The following is an 18,320-nucleotide window of genomic DNA, read 5'->3' as shown; positions in this document are numbered from 1 at the left end:
GCGCGCTCAGCGCACCACCATGTTGTCGCGATGGATCAGTTCCGCTTCGCCGCCATAGCCCAGCGTGGCCTCGATCTCGGAACTGGCCTTGCGCGCGATGCGCCGCGCCTCGGTGCTGTTGTAGTTGATCAGTCCGCGTCCGAGTTCCTCGCCGGCGGCGTCGTGCAGGGAAACGGCCGCGCCGCGCTCGAATTCCCCGCGCACTTCCAGCACGCCCACCGGCAGCAGGCTTCGTCCGCCGCGCAGGGCGGCGGCCGCGCCTTCGTCCAGTACCAGGCTGCCGGCCAGTTGCAGGTGGTCGGCCAGCCATTGCTTGCGCGCCTGCAGCGGCGTGCTGCCGGCGTACAGCAGGGTGCCCAGCGTTTCGCCGCTGCCCACGCGCAGCAGGGCGTCGGCCTCGCGGCCGCTGGCGATGCAGGTATGCGCGCCGCTGCGCGCTGCGCGCTGGGCGGCACGCACCTTGGTGATCATGCCGCCCTTGCTGATGCCGCTGCCGGCGCCGCCGGCCATGGCCTCGTAGCCGCGATCCTCGGCACGGCCTTCGGAAATCAGCTCGGCGGCCGGGTCGCGGCGCGGGTCGGCGGTGTACAGGCCCTTCTGGTCGGTCAGGATGATCAGCGCGTCGGCTTCGATCAGGTTGGCGACCAGCGCGCCCAGGGTGTCGTTGTCGCCGAACTTGATCTCGTCGGTGACGATGGTGTCGTTCTCGTTGATGATCGGCACCACGCCCAGGTCGAGCAGGGTGTTCAGCGTGGAGCGCGCGTTGAGGTAGCGCTTGCGGTCGGACAGATCGTCGTGGGTCAGCAGGATCTGTGCGGTGTGGAGATTGTGGCGCGCGAAGGCCTCCTCATAGGCTTCCACCAGGCCCATCTGGCCGACTGCGGCGGCGGCCTGCAGGCGGTGCATCTCGTGCGGGCGCTTCACCCAGCCCAGGCGCTGGATGCCGGCGGCGATGGCGCCGGAGGACACCAGCGCGACCTTCTTGCCGGCCTCGCGCAGCGCGGCGATCTGCCGCGCCCAGTCGGCCATGGCCTGTTTGTCCAGCCCGGCGCCGTCGTTGGTCACCAGGGCACTGCCGACCTTGACCACCAGCCGGCGGGCATTGCGGATCTTGGCTCTCATGATGTCCGTGGCGTTCAGTCGCGTTCCCGATCGTCGCCCGCCGGGAGGTTTTCGTCGTCCTGCCAGGCCGCGTCGTCCTCGGCAGGGACTTCCGCCGGCCGGGCGCGTTCGGCCAGCAGCGCAGCCTGCTGGGCCTCGAAGGCGGCGCGGCGTTCGGCGCGCTCGGCTTCCTGCTGCTGCCGCCGGGCGTCGACGGCGTCCTGCAGGGCGAAGATCAGCGCCTGGCAGCCGTCGCCCTTGAGCGCGGAGATCTCGAAGTGGCGCTCCACCGGGCCGTAGGCCGCGAGAAAGGCGGCGACGCGTTCGGCGCGTTCTTCCTGCGGAATCAGGTCGAGCTTGTTGAGCGCCAGCCAGCGCGGCTTGGCGTACAGTTCTTCGTCGTACTTGCGCAGTTCCTCGACGATGGCCAGGGCGTCGCGCACCGGATCGGCTTCCGGGTCGAAGGGGGCGAGGTCCACCAGATGCAGCAGCACCTGGGTGCGCGCCAGATGGCGCAGGAACTGGTGGCCCAGGCCGGCGCCCTCGGCCGCGCCCTCGATCAGTCCGGGGATGTCGGCGATGACGAAGCTGCGCGCCTCGCTGGTGCGCACCACGCCGAGGTTGGGGGCGAGCGTGGTGAACGGGTAATCAGCGACCTTGGGCTTGGCGGCGGACACCGCGCGGATGAAGGTCGATTTGCCCGCGTTGGGCATGCCGAGCAGGCCGACGTCGGCCAGCACCTTGAGCTCCAGGCGCAGCGCGCGGCGCTCGCCTTCCTCGCCCATGGTGCGCTTGCGCGGCGCGCGGTTTACGCTGGACTTGAAGTGGATGTTGCCCAGCCCGCCCTTGCCGCCACGGGCGAGCAGGGCGCGCTTGCCGTCCTCGTCCAGGTCGGCGATGGGTTCGCCGGTTTCCAGGTCGGAAATCACCGTGCCGACCGGCATGCGCAGCACGATGTCCTCGCCGCCCTTGCCGTAGCAGTCCTTGTTGCCGCCGTTCTCGCCGCGCTGGGCACGGTGCACGCGGGTGTAGCGGAAGTCGATCAGGGTGTTGAGGTTGCGGTCCGCCACGGCGAACACGCTGCCGCCCCGGCCGCCGTCGCCGCCATCCGGGCCGCCGCGCGGGATGAACTTCTCGCGGCGGAAGGAGGCGATGCCGTTGCCGCCGTCGCCGGCGATGACCTCGATGCGGGCTTCGTCGAAGAACTTCATGGGTGTGTGTCTGTGGGGACCAAAAACAAAAAAGCCCTATCGCGAGGATAGGGCTTTTCGAACCGTCCGGAAGCCGTTCAGGCCGCGGCGGGAACGATGGTGACGGTACGGCGCTTGAACGCACCCTTCACGGAGAACTGCACCACGCCGTCCTTCAGTGCGAACAGGGTGTGATCCTTGCCGATGCCGACGTTTTCGCCCGGGTGGTACTGGGTGCCGCGCTGGCGAACGATGATGTTGCCGGCGAGCACTTGTTGACCGCCGTAGCGCTTCACGCCGAGTCGTTTTGATTCTGAGTCGCGACCGTTACGGGAACTGCCGCCAGCTTTTTTGTGTGCCATGACGTATTACCTCCTGGTCCTGACTTAGGCCGAGATCGCTTCGATGCGAAGCTCGGTGTAGTTCTGGCGATGGCCCTGGTGCTTCTGGTAGTGCTTGCGCCGGCGCATCTTGAAGATCTTGATCTTGTCGTGACGGCCATGGGAGACCACGGAAGCCTTGACGGTAGCGCCGGAAACCACCGGGGTGCCGATCTTGACCGACTCGCCCTCGCCGACCATGAGAACCTGGTCGATGGTGATTTCGGAGCCCACGTCGGCCGGTATCTGTTCTACCTTGATCTTTTCGCCGGTGGTGACGCGATACTGCTTGCCACCGGTTTTTATCACCGCGTACATGGTGTTGCTCCAGTTGATGGGTTTTGCGAAGAATCGCGCACTCTAGTGAAAAAAGCCTTCCGCGTCAATAGAAAGCGGCTCCTACGGGAGGGTGGGCAGCAGCGCATCCAGCGCCTGCTGCTCGGTGCGGTAGCCGGCGGTGTCGCCCAGCCGTTGCCACAGGCCGTCGCGCTGCAGGGCGTCGATGACCTGCTTCTTCAGTCCGCAGAAGGCCAGCCGGCAGCCTTGTGCGCGCAGGCGTTCGTCCAGGCCGGCCAGGGTGTGCAGCCCGGTGGCGTCGATGTCGTTGATGCCCGCGCCGGACACCAGCACCACGCGCACGTCCGCCTGGGCGCGCACGGCGCGCAGCATGCCCTCCTCGAAGGTGGCGGCGGTGACGAAGGTGAGCGGGCTGTCGAAGCGCAGGATCACCAGCCTGGGGTGCGGATGCGCGAGGCCGAAGCGCTCCAGGTCGCGGTAGGTGCCGTCCGCGTGCAGGCCGAGCAGGGCGATGCGCGGCTTCATGCCGCGATACAGCATCAGCGCGAGCGACAGCAGCAGGCCGGTGAGGATGCCGTTCTGGATGTTGGGCGCGAAGGCCAATGTGGCGCAGAAAGTGAGCGCGGCGGCCAGCCCGTCGTCGCGGCTGATCCGCCAGGCACGCGTCAGCGCACCGAAGTCGATCAGGTTGGCCACCGCCAGCAGGATGATCGCCGCCAGCACCGGCACCGGCAGGTGATGGAGCAGCGGCGTGAGATAGAGCAGGGCCAGCAGCACCACGGCGGCGGACACCAGCGAGGACAATCCGCTGCGCGCGCCGCTGGCGTAGTTGAGCGCCGAGCGCGAGAACGAGGCGCTCACCGGCAGCGCGCCGCACACCGAAGCGGTCAGCTTGGCCAGCCCCTGGCCGATCAGCTCCTGGTTCTGGTTCCACGGCTGGCGGGTCTTGCCGCTGATCAGCCGGGCGCTGGAGGCTACTTCCATGAAGCTCACCAGGGCGATCACGAAGGCCGCCGGCAGCAGGGCGATGGCCGCGCCCAGGTCGATGGCGGGCAAGGCCAGCGCGGGCAGGCCGGCGGGAATCCGGCCGACCACCTGTCCGCCGGCCGCCTCGAAGCCGCCCAGCGCCGACGCCAGCGTGGCCCCGGCGGCCACCAGCAGCACGCCGGGCAGGCGGGGCGCCGCGCGGCGCAGCAGCACTAGCGCGGCCAGCGCGCCCAGGCCGAACAGCGCCGAGGGCAGGTGGGGCAGGGCCGGGCCGCCGAAGGCGTGCGCCAGGTCGGCCAGGAAGCGGTCCGAGCGCGGCATGGCCAGGCCGAGCAGCGGCGGCACCTGCGACAGGCAGATGATCAGCGCGGCGGCGTTGATGAAGCCCATCAGCACCGGATGGGAGAGCAGATTGAGCAGCCAGCCCAGGCGCAGCGCCCCCAGGGCGAGCTGGATCAGCCCGGAGAGCAGCGCCAGCAGGGCCGCCAGGGCGACGAATTCCGGTGTGTCGGGGCGCGCCAGCGGCAGCAGGCTGGCGCCGGTGAGCAGGGCGGTGAGCGCCACCGGGCCGGTGGAAAGCTGCCCGCAGGAGCCGAACAATGCGCCGACGATGGCCGGCAGCAGGGCGGCGTACAGGCCGATGTAGGGCGGCAGCGAACCCAGCTGCGCATAGGCCAGCGACTGGGGCACCATCACCAGCGCCACGGTGATGCCGGCCAGCACGTCGCCCCGCATGCTCGCGGGTGTCCACTGCCGGGGCCAGGCGAGGAAGGGGAACAGGCGTTCCAGCAAGGGTGGTGGCATGGCGGGCAGAACTGCACCGGGGAAGGCTGGGATGGTAGCAAATCGGCTTGCGCGGGCGTGGGGCCGTTGTGGGCTGGCCGGGCCGGGTGGGGGCGGGCACAATCGCTTCTTCATCCATGCCGCCGTGGGTCCGGGAGTCCGCCATGCCGCGCTTCAGCGCCAACCTTTCCATGCTGTTCCAGGAGCATCCCTTCCTGGAGCGTTTCGCCGCCGCCGCGCGCGCCGGTTTCTGCGCGGTGGAGTTCCAGTTCCCCTACGACTGGCCGGCCGGGGACGTGGCGCGCGCCGCGCGCGAGGCCGGCGTGGACGTGGTGCTGTTCAACTTCCCTGCCGGCGACTGGGCCGGCGGCGAGCGCGGCCTGGGCTGCCTGCCCGGCCGGGAGGCGGAATTCCGCGCCGGGGTGGCGCGCGCCATCGACTACGCCCGCGCGCTGGGCTGTCCGCGCATCAACTGCCTGGCCGGCCTGGCGCCGTCGGGCGAGACGGCGGAGCACCTCGCCGAAACGCTGATCGACAACCTGCGCCATGCCGCCGACGCCTGCGCGCCGCATGGCATCGCCGTGCTGCTCGAAGCCATCAACACGCGCGACGTGCCCGGTTTCTTCGTCGACCGCAGCACGCGGGCCGCCGAACTGGTGGCCGCCGCCGGGCGCGGCAACCTGTTCATCCAGTACGACCTCTACCACGCCCAGGTCATGGAAGGCGATCTGGCCAACACCCTGGCCCGCCTGCTGCCGCAGATCGGCCACATACAGTTCGCCGACAACCCCGGACGCGGCGAACCGGGCAGCGGCGAGATCAACTTTCCCTGGCTGTTCGCCGAACTGGACCGCCTGGGCTATACCGGCTGGGTGGGCGCGGAATACCGCCCACGGGGCGCCGACACCGAATCCGGGCTGGGCTGGCTGCGCGCCTGAAGCCTGGGCCGCCGCCATGCTGGATTGCCCCAATGCCGGCGTCCGGCGGCTTTCGCGTAGCATCGGGCGGATTTCGAGAAAACGGGCCCGCCGCCGGTGCGCGCGGGCCGCACAGGACAGCCGAGCATGCTGGACATCCAGACAAGACAGGACGATGAACCGACGGCCTTCGAACAGGAGGCCGACTTTTCCGGCATCGACAAGGTGCGGCTGATTGAGGCGCTGGCGCGCGTGCTGCCGGTGGGCGCGCTGATGTACGACCCCGAGGATCTGCGCCCCTACGAATGCGATGGCCTGGCGGCCTACCGGCGCATGCCGCTGGCGGTGGCCCTGCCGTACGACGAGGCCCAGGTGGTGGCGGTGCTGCGCACCTGTCACGAACTGGGCGTGCCGGTGGTGGCGCGCGGCGCGGGCACGGGGCTGTCCGGCGGCGCGTTGCCGCACGAATGCGGCGTCCTGCTGTCGCTGGCGCGCTTCAACCGCATCGTGCATCTGGACCCGCACTCGCGCACGGCAGTGGTGCAGCCCGGCGTGCGCAACCTGGCCATTTCCGAGGCGGCGGCGCCCCACGGCCTGTACTACGCGCCCGACCCGTCCTCGCAGATCGCCTGCACCATCGGCGGCAACGTCGCCGAGAACGCTGGCGGGGTGCATTGCCTGAAGTACGGCCTCACCGTGCATAACCTGCTGCGCGTGCGCGCGGTGACCATCGAGGGCGAGATCGTCGAGATCGGCAGCCATGCGCTGGATGCGCCGGGCTACGACCTGCTCGCGCTGATGACCGGCTCCGAGGGCATGCTGGCGGTGGTCACCGAAGTCACCGTGCGCCTGACCCCGCGCCCGCGCCTGGCGCAGTGCGTGCTGGCCGCCTTCGACGACGTCATCAAGGCCGGCGAGGCGGTGGCGGAGATCATCGCCGCCGGCATCATCCCCGCCGGGCTGGAGATGATGGACCAGCCGGCCACCGCCGCCGTGGAGGAATTCGTCCACGCCGGCTACCCGCTGGACGCCAAGGCCATCCTGCTGTGCGAATCCGACGGCACGCCGGAGGAAGTGGCCGAGGAGATCGGCCGCATGTGCGCGGTACTGGAGAACGCCGGGGCCACCGAGGTGCGCGTGTCCGGCTCCGAAGCCGAACGCATGAAGTTCTGGGCCGGGCGCAAGGCCGCCTTTCCGGCCGCCGGGCGCATCTCGCCGGACTACTACTGCATGGACGGCACCATTCCGCGCAAGCGCCTGGGCGAGATGCTGGAGGCCATCCAGGCCATGGAAGGCAAGTACGGCCTGCGCTGCATCAACGTGTTCCATGCCGGCGACGGCAACCTGCACCCGCTGATCCTGTTCGATGCCGGCCGCGAGGGCGAATTCGAGCGCGCCGAGCACTTCGGCGCGGAAATCCTCGAACTCTCCGTGGCGCTGGGCGGCACCATCACCGGCGAGCACGGCGTGGGCATCGAGAAGATCAACCAGATGTGCTCGCAGTTCGCCACCGCCGAAATCCGCCAGTTCTTCCGCGTCAAGGCGGCTTTCGATCCGGCCGGGCTGCTCAACCCGGGCAAGGCCATCCCCACGCTCAACCGCTGCGCCGAATACGGCCGCATGCCGGTGCGCGCGGGGCATGTGCCCTACCCGGACATCCCCAGGTTCTAGGGTGTGTTCACACGATCCGCCGCGGATCGTGTGAACACACCCTAGGCTCCCGACGCGCCGCCGATGCAGGGCGGCGCGCAGCACGATGAGCCGGGGCTGGGTGCAATTCCTGTTGGTGGCGGTGCCGGTGCTGTCCCTGGTGGGCAGCTGGCTGGCGCTGCGCGCCGTGTCCGCGCGGCGCGAAAAGGATTCCCGAGAGAGGGCAAGGAAGCAATGAGCGAGAACATCGACAAGATCGTCAGCGAGTGGGCCGGGCGCATCCGCGCTGCCGCCTCGGAAGGCGTGGCGCTGCGCCCGCGCGGCGGCGGCAGCAAGGATTTCTATGGCCGCGCGCCCACCGGCGAGGTGTTCGACACCACGCCCTGTCGCGGCATCGTCAGCTACGAGCCGAGCGAGCTGGTGGTCACCGTGCGCGCCGGCACGCCGCTGGCGGAGCTGGAGGCCGAACTGGCCGCGCGCGGGCAGATGCTCGCCTTCGAGCCGCCGCATTTCGGCCCTGGCGCCACGGTGGGCGGCGCGGTGGCCGCCGGCCTGTCCGGCCCGCGCCGGCTGGCGGCGGGCGCGCTGCGCGACTTCGTGCTGGGCGTGAAGCTGCTCGACGGCCGGGGGCAGGTGCTGCGCTTCGGCGGGCAGGTGATGAAGAACGTGGCCGGCTACGACGTTTCCCGGCTGATGGCCGGCAGCCTGGGCACGCTGGGCGTGCTGCTGGAGGTGTCGCTGAAGGTGCTGCCGCGCCCGGTGGAGGAAGCCACGCTGCGCTTCCAGTTGAGCGAGGCCGAGGCCATTGCCCGGCTCAACGACTGGGGCGGGCAGCCGCTGCCGATTTCCGCCTCGGCCTGGGCGGACGGCGTGCTCACCCTGCGCCTGTCGGGCGCCGCGGCGGCGGTGCGCAGCGCGCGCGAGACGCTGGGCGGCGAAGGGGTGGGCGAGGCCGACGCGCAGACATTCTGGCACGCCGTGCGCGAGCAGACCCTGCCGTGGTTCGGTGTGGACGTGGCGGGCGGCGCGCTGTGGCGCCTGTCGCTGCCCACCTCGGCCGCGCCGCTGAAGCTGGCCGGCGAACAGTTCATCGAATGGGGCGGCGGCCAGCGCTGGCTGCGCAGCGGCGTGCCGGCCGCGCAGATCCGCGAGCGCGTGGCGCAGTTGGGCGGCCACGCCAGCCTGTTCCGCGGCGGCGCACGCGACGGCGCGGTGTTCCATCCGCTGCCCGCACCGCTGATGACCATCCAGCGCCGGCTGAAGGCCGCCTTCGACCCCTCGGGCATCTTCAGCCCCGGCCGTCTCCACCAGGAATTCTGACCATGCAGACCCAGCTTGCCGATTTCATCCGCGACAGCGTGGAAGGGCGCGAGGCCGCCGAGATCCTCGGTAAATGCGTGCACTGCGGCTTCTGCACGGCCACCTGTCCCACCTACCAGTTGCTCGGCGACGAACTGGACGGGCCGCGCGGGCGCATCTATCTGATCAAACAGGCGCTGGAAGGCCAGCCGGTCACCGAGAAGACCCGCCAGCATCTGGACCGCTGCCTGACCTGTCGCTCCTGCGAATCCACCTGCCCGTCCGGCGTGCGCTACGGCCATCTGGTCGATATCGGCCGCCACGTGGTCGAACAGCGCGTGCCGCGCCGGGGCGCCGAGCGCGTGGTGCGCTGGGCGCTGCGCGAGTTCGTGCCGCGCGCCGGCCTGTTCGGCGCGGCGATGAAGGCCGGCCGCCTGGTGCGCGGCCTGCTGCCGGAGAAGCTGCGCGAGAAGGTGCCGCCGGTGCGTCCCGCCGGGCCTTGGCCGCGTGCGCGCCACGCGCGCCGCATGCTGGCACTGGCCGGCTGCGCGCAGCCGGCCATGGCGCCGTCGATCAACGCCGCCGCCGCGCGCGTGCTCGACACCCTGGGCATTTCGCTGGTCGAACAGCCCGGCGCGGGCTGTTGCGGCGCGGTGCGCCACCACCTCAACGACCACGAGGGCGGGCGCGCCGACGCGCGGCGCAACATCGACGCCTGGTGGCCGGCGGTGGAGCGTGGCGAGATCGAGGGCATCGTCATGACCGCCTCGGGCTGCGGCGTGCAGGTGAAGGACTACGGCCACCTGCTGGCCGGCGATCCGTTGTATGCCGAGCGTGCCCGGCGCATCGCCGAGCTCACCGTGGACATCAGCGCGGTGGTGGCCGCCGAGGCCGCGCGCCTGGCCGAACTGCTGCGCATCCGGCGCCCCGAGCCCATCGCGGTGGCCTGGCACGCGCCATGCACCCTGCAACATGGCCTGAAGGTGCGCGGCGTGGTCGAGGAACTGCTCGGCGCGGCCGGCTTCACCCTCACCCCGGTGCGCGACGCCCATCTGTGCTGCGGTTCGGCCGGCACCTATTCGCTGCTTCAGCCGGAACTCTCCGAGCGCCTGCGCGAGGCCAAGCTGGCCGCGCTGACGGCCGGCGGCCCGGCACTGATCGCCTCGGCCAACATCGGCTGCATCACTCATCTGCAGGGCGGGGCGGAACTGCCCGTGCGGCACTGGATCGAGCTGGTCGACGCGCGCCTGAACGGCTTTCCGCTGTGATACGTCGTTCGTCGTAGCGGGTGTCCGGCGATGCTGTATTGCTGTGGCTTTTTTAACGAGGTGTGAAATATTTCACATTGACCTTTCGGGTGATGACGGCAGGGTCGTGCGCGGACCGCCGGGGCGGGAAGCGGGTTGCTATGATGCGCGGCTGATTCCTTCCTCCTTCCCCGTTTTATGCCGCTCACCATCGAAACCTGCGTGGCCCGCCATACCGGGGATCGCAAGGAACAGCAGGACCGTGTAGCGCTGTTCGCCCACCCCACGCGGCCGGGCATGCTGATGGCCGTGCTGGCCGATGGCATGGGGGGGCACACCGGCGGGGCGATGGCCGCCGAGCAGGTGCTGATCAAGGCCAAGCAGAACTTCGAGTCCTACGCGCCACAATCGGAAACACCCGAGCATCTGATCGCCAGCGTGATCGACGAGGCCCATGTGGTCATCAAGCTCACCCGCTTCACCAGCGAGCAGGACCCGCACAGCACCGCCGTGGTGCTGATGCTGCAACCGGGGCGCGTGGATTGGGCGCATTGCGGGGATTCGCGCCTGTACCACTTCCGCGGCTCCGAACTGGTGTCGCGCACCCAGGATCACTCGCTGGTCGGCGAATTGCAGCGCAAGGGCAAGCTGGACGAGGCCGGCGCGCTGCGCCATCCGCAGCGTAACGTGCTGTTGTCCTGCCTGGGCAGCGAGCAGCCGCCGCGCATCGACCACGGCAAGCAGGCGCCGCTGGTGGCCGGGGACAGCTTCCTGCTGTGCTCCGACGGCCTGTGGGCCTACTTTTCCGAAGAGGAACTGGGCGGGGCGATCGCCGCGCTGTCCGCGCGCGAGGCCGCCGGGGTGCTGATCGACCACGCGCGCGAGCGCGCTGGCGGGGCGGGCGACAACATCACCGTGGCGATCATCAAGTTCGTCGAGGCGCCGGCACGCTGAATCCGGGCCGCCCTCAAGACCGGGTGGAAAACTGCCGTAAACTCGGGCATGTCCTGCGTTTGCCCGCTGCCTTGCAGATGAACCGTCCGTTCGCGTCCTTCGCCTGCTGCCTGTTGCTGACGCTGTGCGCGCCGTCCGTGCGTGCGCAGGCGCCGGCCGCCCCCGCACAGGCGGAGCCCGCCGCACAGCCCGTGCAGGCGCCCACTGCACCCCCCGTGACGGCGCAGCAGCAGGGCGGGGCGGCCCCCGCGGAGGAAGAGGACGAGGATTGGCGCGATACCAGCGAATATCGCTTCCTGTCCCTGGGCGATGCCTCGTTGCGTCTGGAAATGGTGGCGATGGCCATGCAGGTGCGCGATTACTGCGCCAACCGCCGGGTACCGGACGATTTCGTGCGCGACCGGCTGGCCCGACTGTCGGTCTTGTCCGGACGCACGGAAAACTGCCGCAGCCTGCTCGATTACTGAGCGGACGGGCCTTTCCGGGCGCGCATTCCAGGCTTTGCAGCGAAGGGAAACTTGTATCTTAAGGAATGATTTTAAGTATCATTCTCTTTCGTTCCGTTTCCAGGCATGACCCCCGTCGCAATGAGCGCCCGTTCGACGCAAAGCCGTTTCGATGTCTTCTACCGCGACAACCACGCCTGGCTGCAACGCTGGCTGCGCAAGAAGGTGAATTGCCCCGACAATGCCGCCGACCTGGCGCACGACGCCTTCGTGCGCATCCTGGCCATGCGCACCCAGCGCGCGCTGGAGGAGAGCCGTGCGCTGCTGGTCACCGTGGCGAAGGGCCTGGTCGTCGATCAGTATCGCCGCCGCACGCTGGAGCAGGCCTATCTCGACGTGCTGGCGCGCATGCCGGAACATGAGCAGCCTTCGGAAGAGGCCCGGCTGATCGTGCGCGAAACGCTGATCGAGGTCGATCGCATGCTGGATGGCCTGTGCGCCAATGCCCGCCGCGCTTTCCTGCTGTCGCAGGTCGATGGCCTCGGCTATGCCGAGATCGCCGCCGAACTCGGCCTGTCCGTCAGCGCCGTGCAGAAGTACATGGTGCGCGCGATGCAGGCCTACTACCGGGTCACCTACGCCGCCGGCCTGCCCGCCAGCGATGCCGGCTGAGCGCGTACCTGCCGCGATGGACGCCGCGCCGATCGATGAGCGCATCGTGGACCAGGCCATCGGCTGGCTGGTCCGCCTGCAGTCCGGCACGGCCAGTGCTGCCGATGAAACTGCCTGCCGCCAGTGGCGCACGGCCCATCCGGACCACGAACGTGCCTGGCAGCGCCTGGCCGGTTTCAGCCGGCGCGTGCATGCGCTGCCCGCGCAACTGGCCCATGCCACGCTCGAAGAAACGCAGCAGCGCAAGGCGGCGCAGGCGGGCAGACGCCGCACCGTGCTCAAGTCGCTGGCGCTGTTCGGCGCCGCCGGCGTGCTCGGCTGGCAGGCGCGCGACAGCGGCCCCTGGCATCGCCTGGCCGCGCAGCACGCCACCGCCGTGGGCGAACGGCGCCGGCTCCAGCTGGCCGATGGCGGCACGCTGCTGCTCAACACGGATACCGCCGTGGACGTCCGCTATGCTGCCGGCGAGCGCCGGATCGTCCTGCGGCGCGGCGAAATCCTCATCGAGACCATGCCCGACCCGGCCGCGCGGCCGTTCTTCGTCGATACGCCGCACGGCCGTCTGCAGGCGCTCGGCACGGTGTTCTCCGTGCGCCTCGACGGCGGAGGGGCCGGGGTGGCCACCCTGCGGGTCCGGCAGGGGACGGTGGCCTTGCGGCACGCGGATGTCGGCGACGTCCGCGTCGACGCGGGCCGGCAGTTGCTCTTTGGTCCGGGCCTGGGCGGCCGGGAGCCGGCGCCGCAGCCCGCCGACGCGGATGCCGAGGCCTGGCGCGATGGCCTGCTGGTGGCCCGCCGCATGCCGCTGGCCGGTTTCCTTGCCGAACTCGGGCGCTATCGGCCGGGCGTGCTGCGCTGCGATCCCGAGGTCGCGGCCATGGAAATCTCCGGTGTGTTCTCCCTCGACGACACCGGGCACGCCCTGCAGTCCCTCGCACAGGTCTTCCCGCTGCGCATCGAGCAGCGTACCCGCTACTGGGTCACCGTGCGCGGCGCCTGAGGTCCATGTGGTGTGCGCATCAACCCATTGATGTGCAAGGGCAAACGAAAATATTTCAAAAAAGTCCAGGCCGCCCGTGCAGATTCGGCGCGCTCGTTCGGTATCGCAGACATAGCCCTGCCATCCATGGAGTCCCGCATGTCTGCATCCCGTCCCACCCTGTTCCGCCCGCACCCCGCGCGTCTGCCGCTGGCGCTGCGCGGCGCCTTCCTCGTCCTTCCGTTCGGCGCCCTGCCGCTGCTGGCAGCCGGGCCGGCACACGCCCAGCCCGCCGCCGCCGCCGTGCAGCACGACCTCGCCCCCGGCCCGCTCGACGTCGTGCTCACCCGCTACGCCCGCGCGGCCGGCGTGCTGCTCACCTTCGACGCCGCGGCGCTCGGCAACCGCCGCAGCGCGGGGCTGAGCGGCCAATACGGTGTCGACGAAGGTTTCGCCCGGCTGCTGGCCGGCACCGGGCTGCGGGCGGTGCGCGAAAGTCATGGCGGCTACACCTTGCGCGCGCTGCCGCAAGAGCGCGAAGCCGTGCTGCCCGCGGTGACCATCTCCGGCAAGGGAATCGGCGCGACCACCGAGGGCAGCGGCTCCTACACCACCTGGTCGACCAGCAGTTCCACCCGCCTGAACCTCACGCCGCAGGAAACCCCCCAGGCCATCACGGTACTGACGCGACAAAGGCTGGAAGACCAGAAGCTCGATACCCTGGTCGACGCGCTCGATGCCACCCCCGGCATCATCGTCCAGAAGACCATGATCGGCGAAGGCATCGACGGCACCGACATCTACGCCCGGGGTTCCCGCCTGCGCAATTACCAGATCGAAGGCGTGCCGACGTCGCTCGCGGTCGGCCCTCTGCTGTCCAATACGGCGGCCTACGACCGTATCGAGGTGGTGCGCGGCGCCACCGGCATCATGAACGGGCTGGGCACGCCCGCCGCGACGATCAACCTGATCCGCAAGCGCCCGACCGCCGCCCCGCAGAAATCCGTGACCGCGCAGGCAGGCAACTGGGATCGCCACGGTGTCGGCATGGACCTCTCCAACCCGCTGAACGAAAGCGGCACGGCACGTGCCCGCCTGGTGGCCAACTACGGCAACGAGGGCGCCTGGGCAAAGCGCTTCGACCAGGAGAACCTTGCGCTCTACGGCATCGCCGAATTCGACCTCGGCGAGCGTACCCTGCTCACCGTCGGCTTCAACCATCTGGACCAGAAAACGGATGCGTCGATCCTGGGGCGCCCGTTGTTCTTCACCAACGGCCAGCGCATCAAGCTTTCGCCATCCGAAGACGGCACCCCCTCCTGGAGCTTCTACGACCACGAGTCGAACAACGTTTTCGCCTCGCTCGAACACCGCTTCGGCGCGAACTGGATCGGCAAGATCGAGTACAGCCAGACGCGCTACGACGACGATGCCCTCACCGTCGGCGTCACGCAGACGGTGGATGCCGCAACCGGAAACGGCATGGAAGTGTGGCCGTACCGCTGGAGCAGCAAAGCCCGTCAGGACAACCTCGACGCCTACGTGAGCGGGGTGTTCTCGCTGTTCGGGCGGGACCACGAGCTGATCGGCGGCGTCACGCTGTCGCGCAGCCGTTCTTCCACCACGCTCTACGATTACGACTGGATGAACTACCCGGTTGATTTCAACATCTTCGACTGGACCCGTACCGCGCCCGCCCCCGACTTCTTCAAGACAGGCAAGGGACGCTTCCGGGAACGCCAGTACAGCGCCTACCTGAACGCCCGCTTCCAGCTCAGCGACGCCACCAGCCTGTTGCTCGGCGGCCGCAGCGCGCACTGGCAACTGGATGAAGGCTCGGGCAAGCGCCAGGAAGACGTCTTCGTGCCCTACGTCGGGCTGGTCCATGCGCTGAACGACACCTGGTCCATTTACGGCAGCTACACCAAGATCTTCCAGCCGCAGGAAGGCGTCGTGTTCCTGTACGGCCGCCCCGGCGCCTCGCCCGACCCCGAGCAGGGCGAAGGCTACGAAGCGGGCGTCAAGGCCAGCCTCAATGGCGGCCGGCTGACCGCCAATCTCGCCGTGTTTCAGATGGACGTCGAAAACCTGGCCTTCTGGGACCCCAATGTCCGCTTTTACGAAGTGCTCGGTGAAACCCGCACGCGCGGTGTGGAACTGGAAGTGAACGGCGAACTGGCCGAAGGCTGGCAGGCCGGTGCCGGCTACGCCTATGCACGCGCGGAAGACGAACAGGGCGAGCGCGCGCTCACCCGATTGCCGCTGCACAGCCTGAAGCTGTTCACCACCTATCGCTTGCCGGGCGCGTGGAACAGACTCACGCTGGGTGGAGGCCTCAACTGGCAAAGCGCCATCCGCAGCGGGAGCGCCACCGAGTACACGCAGAGCGGCGTGGCGCTGGTCAATCTGATGGCCCGCTACGCGGTGGACAAGAATTTCTCCCTTGCCCTGCACCTCAACAACGTGCTCGACAAACGCTACTACTCCACCGTTGCCAACAACTTCGGCACCTTCGACGCACCGCGCAGCTTCATGGTGTCGGCGAAGTACAGCTTCTGAGCGGCCAATGGCACCGCCCGGACGGGCGGTGCCGCGCGGCGATGGAAGAAGGCTAGGAAGCGGAAGTGAATTTCGCCGGGTCGGCCACGTAGGCCGCGAAGGCCTCGGCGCTCATCGGCCGGCCGAACAGCGGGCCCTGCTGCAGGTGGCAGTCCAGCGCGCACAGGAAGGCCTGCTGGGCCTTGCCTTCGACGCCGCGGGCGAACACTTCCAGACCGAGCACGTTGGCCATGCAGGCGACGGCTTCGACCACGGCCTGCGCGTCCTCGCGCACGCCCACGTCGCGCACCAGCGCGGGATCGAGCTTGAGTGCGCGCAGTGGGTAGCGCTTGAGGCGCGGGATGGAGCTGACCCCCCGGCCGAAATCGTCGATGGCCAGCCGTACGCCCATGCCGTCGAGCTTTTCCAGGGTGCTCTGGATGCGGCTGTGTTCTTCCTTGAGGACGACCTCCTCGAAATCCAGTTCGAGGCGTTCGGGCGCCAGGCCGGAGTCACGCAGGGCCTCCTGCACGCGTTCGGCCAGGTTGCCCTGCATGACCTGCTCGATGGCCACGTTGATGGTCAGCAGCGGCGCATGCATGCCGTCCGCCGGCCAGTGCGCGGCGTGCGTGCAGGCCGCGCGCAGCACCCAGTCGCCCAGTTCGCCGAGCAGGCCGCCTTCGCGGGCGGCGCCGAGGAAGCGGCGGAAGGGGATCAGGCCGAGGTCCGGATGGCGCCAGCGCAGCAGCGCCTCGCCGCCGCGCAGGCTGCCGTCGCGGCCATCGACCAGCGGCTGGAAATGCACTTCGAGCTGCTCGCGCGCCACGGCGTGGCGCAGGTTGATCTCGAAGGCGGTGCGCTCCAGGCCGGCGCTGTCCATCTCGTCGGCGTAATACTGGTGGTTGTTGCCGCCCAGCTGGCGGGCGTGGGCGAGCGCGGCATCGGCGTGGCGCAGCAGAATGTCGAGCTCGGTGCCGTTTTCCGGCAGCACGGCGATGCCGATGCTCGCCGACAGGCGGATCTGCCGTCCTTCCACCTCGAAGGGCTGGGCCAGGCTGGCGAGCATGGCCTCGGCGATGCGGCCGACCTCGCTCGACAGGTCGGTGTCGGGCAGCAGAATCAGGAAGGTGTCGCTGCGTTCGCGCGCCACGGTGGCGCCGTGCGGCACGGCGATCTGCAGGCGGCGCGCGGCCTGCTGCAGGAAGGCGTCGCCGGTGTTGTCGCCGAACTCGCGGTTGATGAGTTTGAAGTTGTCCAGATCCAGGCGCATCAGGCCGACGTTGCGGTGCGTGCTGAGCGCGCGTTCGGCGGCCTCGGCGAAGCGCCGCTCGAACAGCCGGCGGTTGGGCAGGCCGGTGAGGATGTCGTGGGTGGCGACGTAATCGGCGCGCGATTCGGCCTGCCGCTTGGCGGACAGATCGGAGAACATGCCGATGTAGTGCAGCGCCTCGCCGCGCGTGTTGCGCACGGCGGTGATGCTCAGCCACTCGGGATAGATCTCGCCGTTCTTGCGGCGATTCCACACTTCGCCCTGCCATTGGCCGTGCTCGGCCAGCGCGCGCCACAGTTCGTCGGTGAACTGCGCGTCGTCGCGTCCGGCGCCGAGCATGGCGGGATCCTTGCCGCGCACGTCGGCCAGGCTGTAGCCGGTGATCTGGGTGAAGGCCTTGTTGATCGAGATGATGCGGTTGTGCGCGTCGCTGATCAGAATGGCCTGGCCGGAGGTATCGAACACATCCACCGGCAGGCGCAGGCGGGAGGCCAGCAGCGGAGCGTCGGGCAGATCGTGCATGAGCACGACGGCGTCCGGCGCCTCGGGCACATCCAGCGGATAGCACAGCACTTCGATCTCGAAGCGCCGGCCGTCCACGCTCTGGTGGGTCCATACGCCGCTGTCGCACGCGGGGCGCCCGTGTTCCTCGGGCGTGCGCAGCGCGGCGACTTCCAGGCCGCACAGCTCCGCTTCGGTATAGCCGTACAGCTCGGCGGCGGCGGCGTTGGCGGCCACCACGCGCAGTTCGTCGCCGCGGCACAGCAGGGTGGGCAGGGGGCTGTCGGCGAACAGGCGTTCGAAGCAGGCCGCGCGCTCGTCGCGGCGGGGGCGGGCGGCGGGGGCGGGATCGGCGATCGCGGAGACCGGCGGCAGGATCAGCAGCCGCCAGTCCGGCCGGGGGCCCGGCAGCACGCGGGCGCTCAGCGCCTCGTCGGCGGACGTGTGAAGCGTCGCCAGCGGCGTGGCGCCGGCCGGCGGCCATTCGATGCGCACGCTGTCGGCGAGCGGGCGGCCGACCAGCGCGCTGCGTTCGATGCTGAGCGTGCGCAGCGCGGCGGCATTGGCGGCGGCCACGCGTTCGTCCTGGTCGATGACCAGCACGGGTTGTTCGAGCGCGGCGGCCAGGCGGGGCCACAGCGCATCCTCGCGCGCTCCTGGTTCGGCCGGGAGTTCCGCGGCCAGATCGGGAGAGAGGATGAGGGCGTGGATGCCGGGGCGGATGCGCGCGGCGGCGATGAACTTGAGGTTGCGCAGGCCGGCGGGCGTGCTGACCTGCAGGCTGCCGCGCATCTCGCCCTGGATGAACAGGCGCGCGCGCGCGGTGAGGAAGGCGCGTTCGGAGGGGAACAGTTCGGCGAGCGGCTGGCCGGCGAGCTGGCGGTATTCGCGCCCGAGCAGGCGGCAGGCGGCGCTGTTGACCTCCAGGATGACTTCGTCGCCGGTGATGATTAGGCCTTCGTCGAGCAGTTCGAGGAGGGCCAGATACAAGCCGGTCTCCGCGCCCTCCGAAAAGTCGGGCACGAAGGGTTCAGCGGGGTTGTCGCCGCCCTCCGGGCGAGGGGCTAGATTCATCGACGCGGACATTTCCAAGTTTTCGGACGTCTCCG

15 protein-coding genes are annotated in these 18,320 nt (G+C 69.7%); 9 read left to right on the top strand and 6 right to left on the bottom strand.

Features of this window, described 5'->3' with window-relative positions; genetic code table 11:
- Positions 1 to 6: 6 nt before the first annotated feature.
- The 5 genes from proB to E6C76_RS07885 form a co-directional block, all read right to left on the bottom strand.
- On the bottom strand, positions 7 to 1,122 hold the full coding sequence (gene proB / locus E6C76_RS07905) for a glutamate 5-kinase (protein WP_136347704.1): 1,116 nt from the start codon (positions 1,120 to 1,122) through the stop codon (positions 7 to 9).
- Positions 1,123 to 1,136: 14 nt separating this feature from the next.
- Positions 1,137 to 2,312, bottom strand: coding sequence for a GTPase ObgE (gene obgE / locus E6C76_RS07900; protein WP_136347703.1), 1,176 nt, complete (start codon positions 2,310 to 2,312; stop codon positions 1,137 to 1,139).
- A 77-nt stretch (positions 2,313 to 2,389) separates the two neighbouring features.
- On the bottom strand, positions 2,390 to 2,653 hold the full coding sequence (rpmA, locus tag E6C76_RS07895; protein ID WP_136347702.1) for a 50S ribosomal protein L27: 264 nt from the start codon (positions 2,651 to 2,653) through the stop codon (positions 2,390 to 2,392).
- 24 nt (positions 2,654 to 2,677) lie between these two features.
- Entirely contained in the window at positions 2,678 to 2,989 is a 312-nt protein-coding gene (gene rplU / locus E6C76_RS07890; RefSeq protein ID WP_136347701.1) for a 50S ribosomal protein L21, read from the bottom strand.
- An 81-nt stretch (positions 2,990 to 3,070) separates the two neighbouring features.
- Positions 3,071 to 4,759 carry a SulP family inorganic anion transporter gene (locus tag E6C76_RS07885; protein ID WP_168734283.1) on the bottom strand — a complete coding sequence of 563 codons (1,689 nt, stop codon included), beginning with the start codon at positions 4,757 to 4,759 and terminating at the stop codon, positions 3,071 to 3,073.
- Between the two features lie 143 nt (positions 4,760 to 4,902).
- Here E6C76_RS07885 and hyi point away from each other — a divergent pair, with 143 nt between their 5' ends.
- The 9 genes from hyi (at position 4,903) to E6C76_RS07840 (ending at position 15,461) form a co-directional block, all read left to right on the top strand.
- The gene (gene hyi, locus E6C76_RS07880) at positions 4,903 to 5,676 is read left to right on the top strand and encodes a hydroxypyruvate isomerase (protein WP_136347700.1); all 774 of its coding nucleotides are present in this window, start codon (positions 4,903 to 4,905) and stop codon (positions 5,674 to 5,676) included.
- Positions 5,677 to 5,802: 126 nt separating this feature from the next.
- Positions 5,803 to 7,326: an FAD-linked oxidase C-terminal domain-containing protein gene (locus tag E6C76_RS07875; protein WP_136347699.1), complete on the top strand. Its 1,524-nt coding sequence runs from the start codon at positions 5,803 to 5,805 to the stop codon at positions 7,324 to 7,326.
- A gap of 213 nt (positions 7,327 to 7,539) precedes the next feature.
- Complete coding sequence (gene glcE, locus E6C76_RS07870) at positions 7,540 to 8,625, top strand: glycolate oxidase subunit GlcE (RefSeq protein ID WP_136347698.1); 1,086 nt, start codon at positions 7,540 to 7,542, stop codon at positions 8,623 to 8,625.
- Positions 8,626 to 8,627: 2 nt separating this feature from the next.
- A complete protein-coding gene (glcF, locus tag E6C76_RS07865; RefSeq protein WP_136347697.1) occupies positions 8,628 to 9,872 on the top strand; it encodes a glycolate oxidase subunit GlcF in 1,245 nt (414 codons plus the stop codon).
- A gap of 177 nt (positions 9,873 to 10,049) precedes the next feature.
- Positions 10,050 to 10,805, top strand: a complete 756-nt coding sequence (locus E6C76_RS07860) for a PP2C family protein-serine/threonine phosphatase (protein ID WP_136347696.1) — start codon at positions 10,050 to 10,052, stop codon at positions 10,803 to 10,805.
- Between the two features lie 77 nt (positions 10,806 to 10,882).
- A complete protein-coding gene (locus tag E6C76_RS07855; protein WP_230976194.1) occupies positions 10,883 to 11,272 on the top strand; it encodes a hypothetical protein in 390 nt (129 codons plus the stop codon).
- A 120-nt stretch (positions 11,273 to 11,392) separates the two neighbouring features.
- Positions 11,393 to 11,923: a sigma-70 family RNA polymerase sigma factor gene (locus E6C76_RS07850; protein WP_136348156.1), complete on the top strand. Its 531-nt coding sequence runs from the start codon at positions 11,393 to 11,395 to the stop codon at positions 11,921 to 11,923.
- A 16-nt stretch (positions 11,924 to 11,939) separates the two neighbouring features.
- The gene (locus E6C76_RS07845; RefSeq protein ID WP_168734282.1) at positions 11,940 to 12,923 is read left to right on the top strand and encodes a FecR domain-containing protein; all 984 of its coding nucleotides are present in this window, start codon (positions 11,940 to 11,942) and stop codon (positions 12,921 to 12,923) included.
- A gap of 138 nt (positions 12,924 to 13,061) precedes the next feature.
- Positions 13,062 to 15,461: a TonB-dependent siderophore receptor gene (locus tag E6C76_RS07840; RefSeq protein WP_136347694.1), complete on the top strand. Its 2,400-nt coding sequence runs from the start codon at positions 13,062 to 13,064 to the stop codon at positions 15,459 to 15,461.
- A gap of 52 nt (positions 15,462 to 15,513) precedes the next feature.
- On the opposite strand, the gene E6C76_RS22245 is transcribed toward E6C76_RS07840, so the two are convergent.
- Positions 15,514 to 18,285: a putative bifunctional diguanylate cyclase/phosphodiesterase gene (locus E6C76_RS22245; RefSeq protein ID WP_211090161.1), complete on the bottom strand. Its 2,772-nt coding sequence runs from the start codon at positions 18,283 to 18,285 to the stop codon at positions 15,514 to 15,516.
- Between the last annotated feature and the right edge of the window lie 35 nt (positions 18,286 to 18,320).

It is taken from the genome of Pseudothauera nasutitermitis (assembly GCF_004801295.1).
Lineage (GTDB): Bacteria > Pseudomonadota > Gammaproteobacteria > Burkholderiales > Rhodocyclaceae > Pseudothauera > Pseudothauera nasutitermitis.
This window is presented reverse-complemented; position numbering and strand designations above follow the sequence as displayed.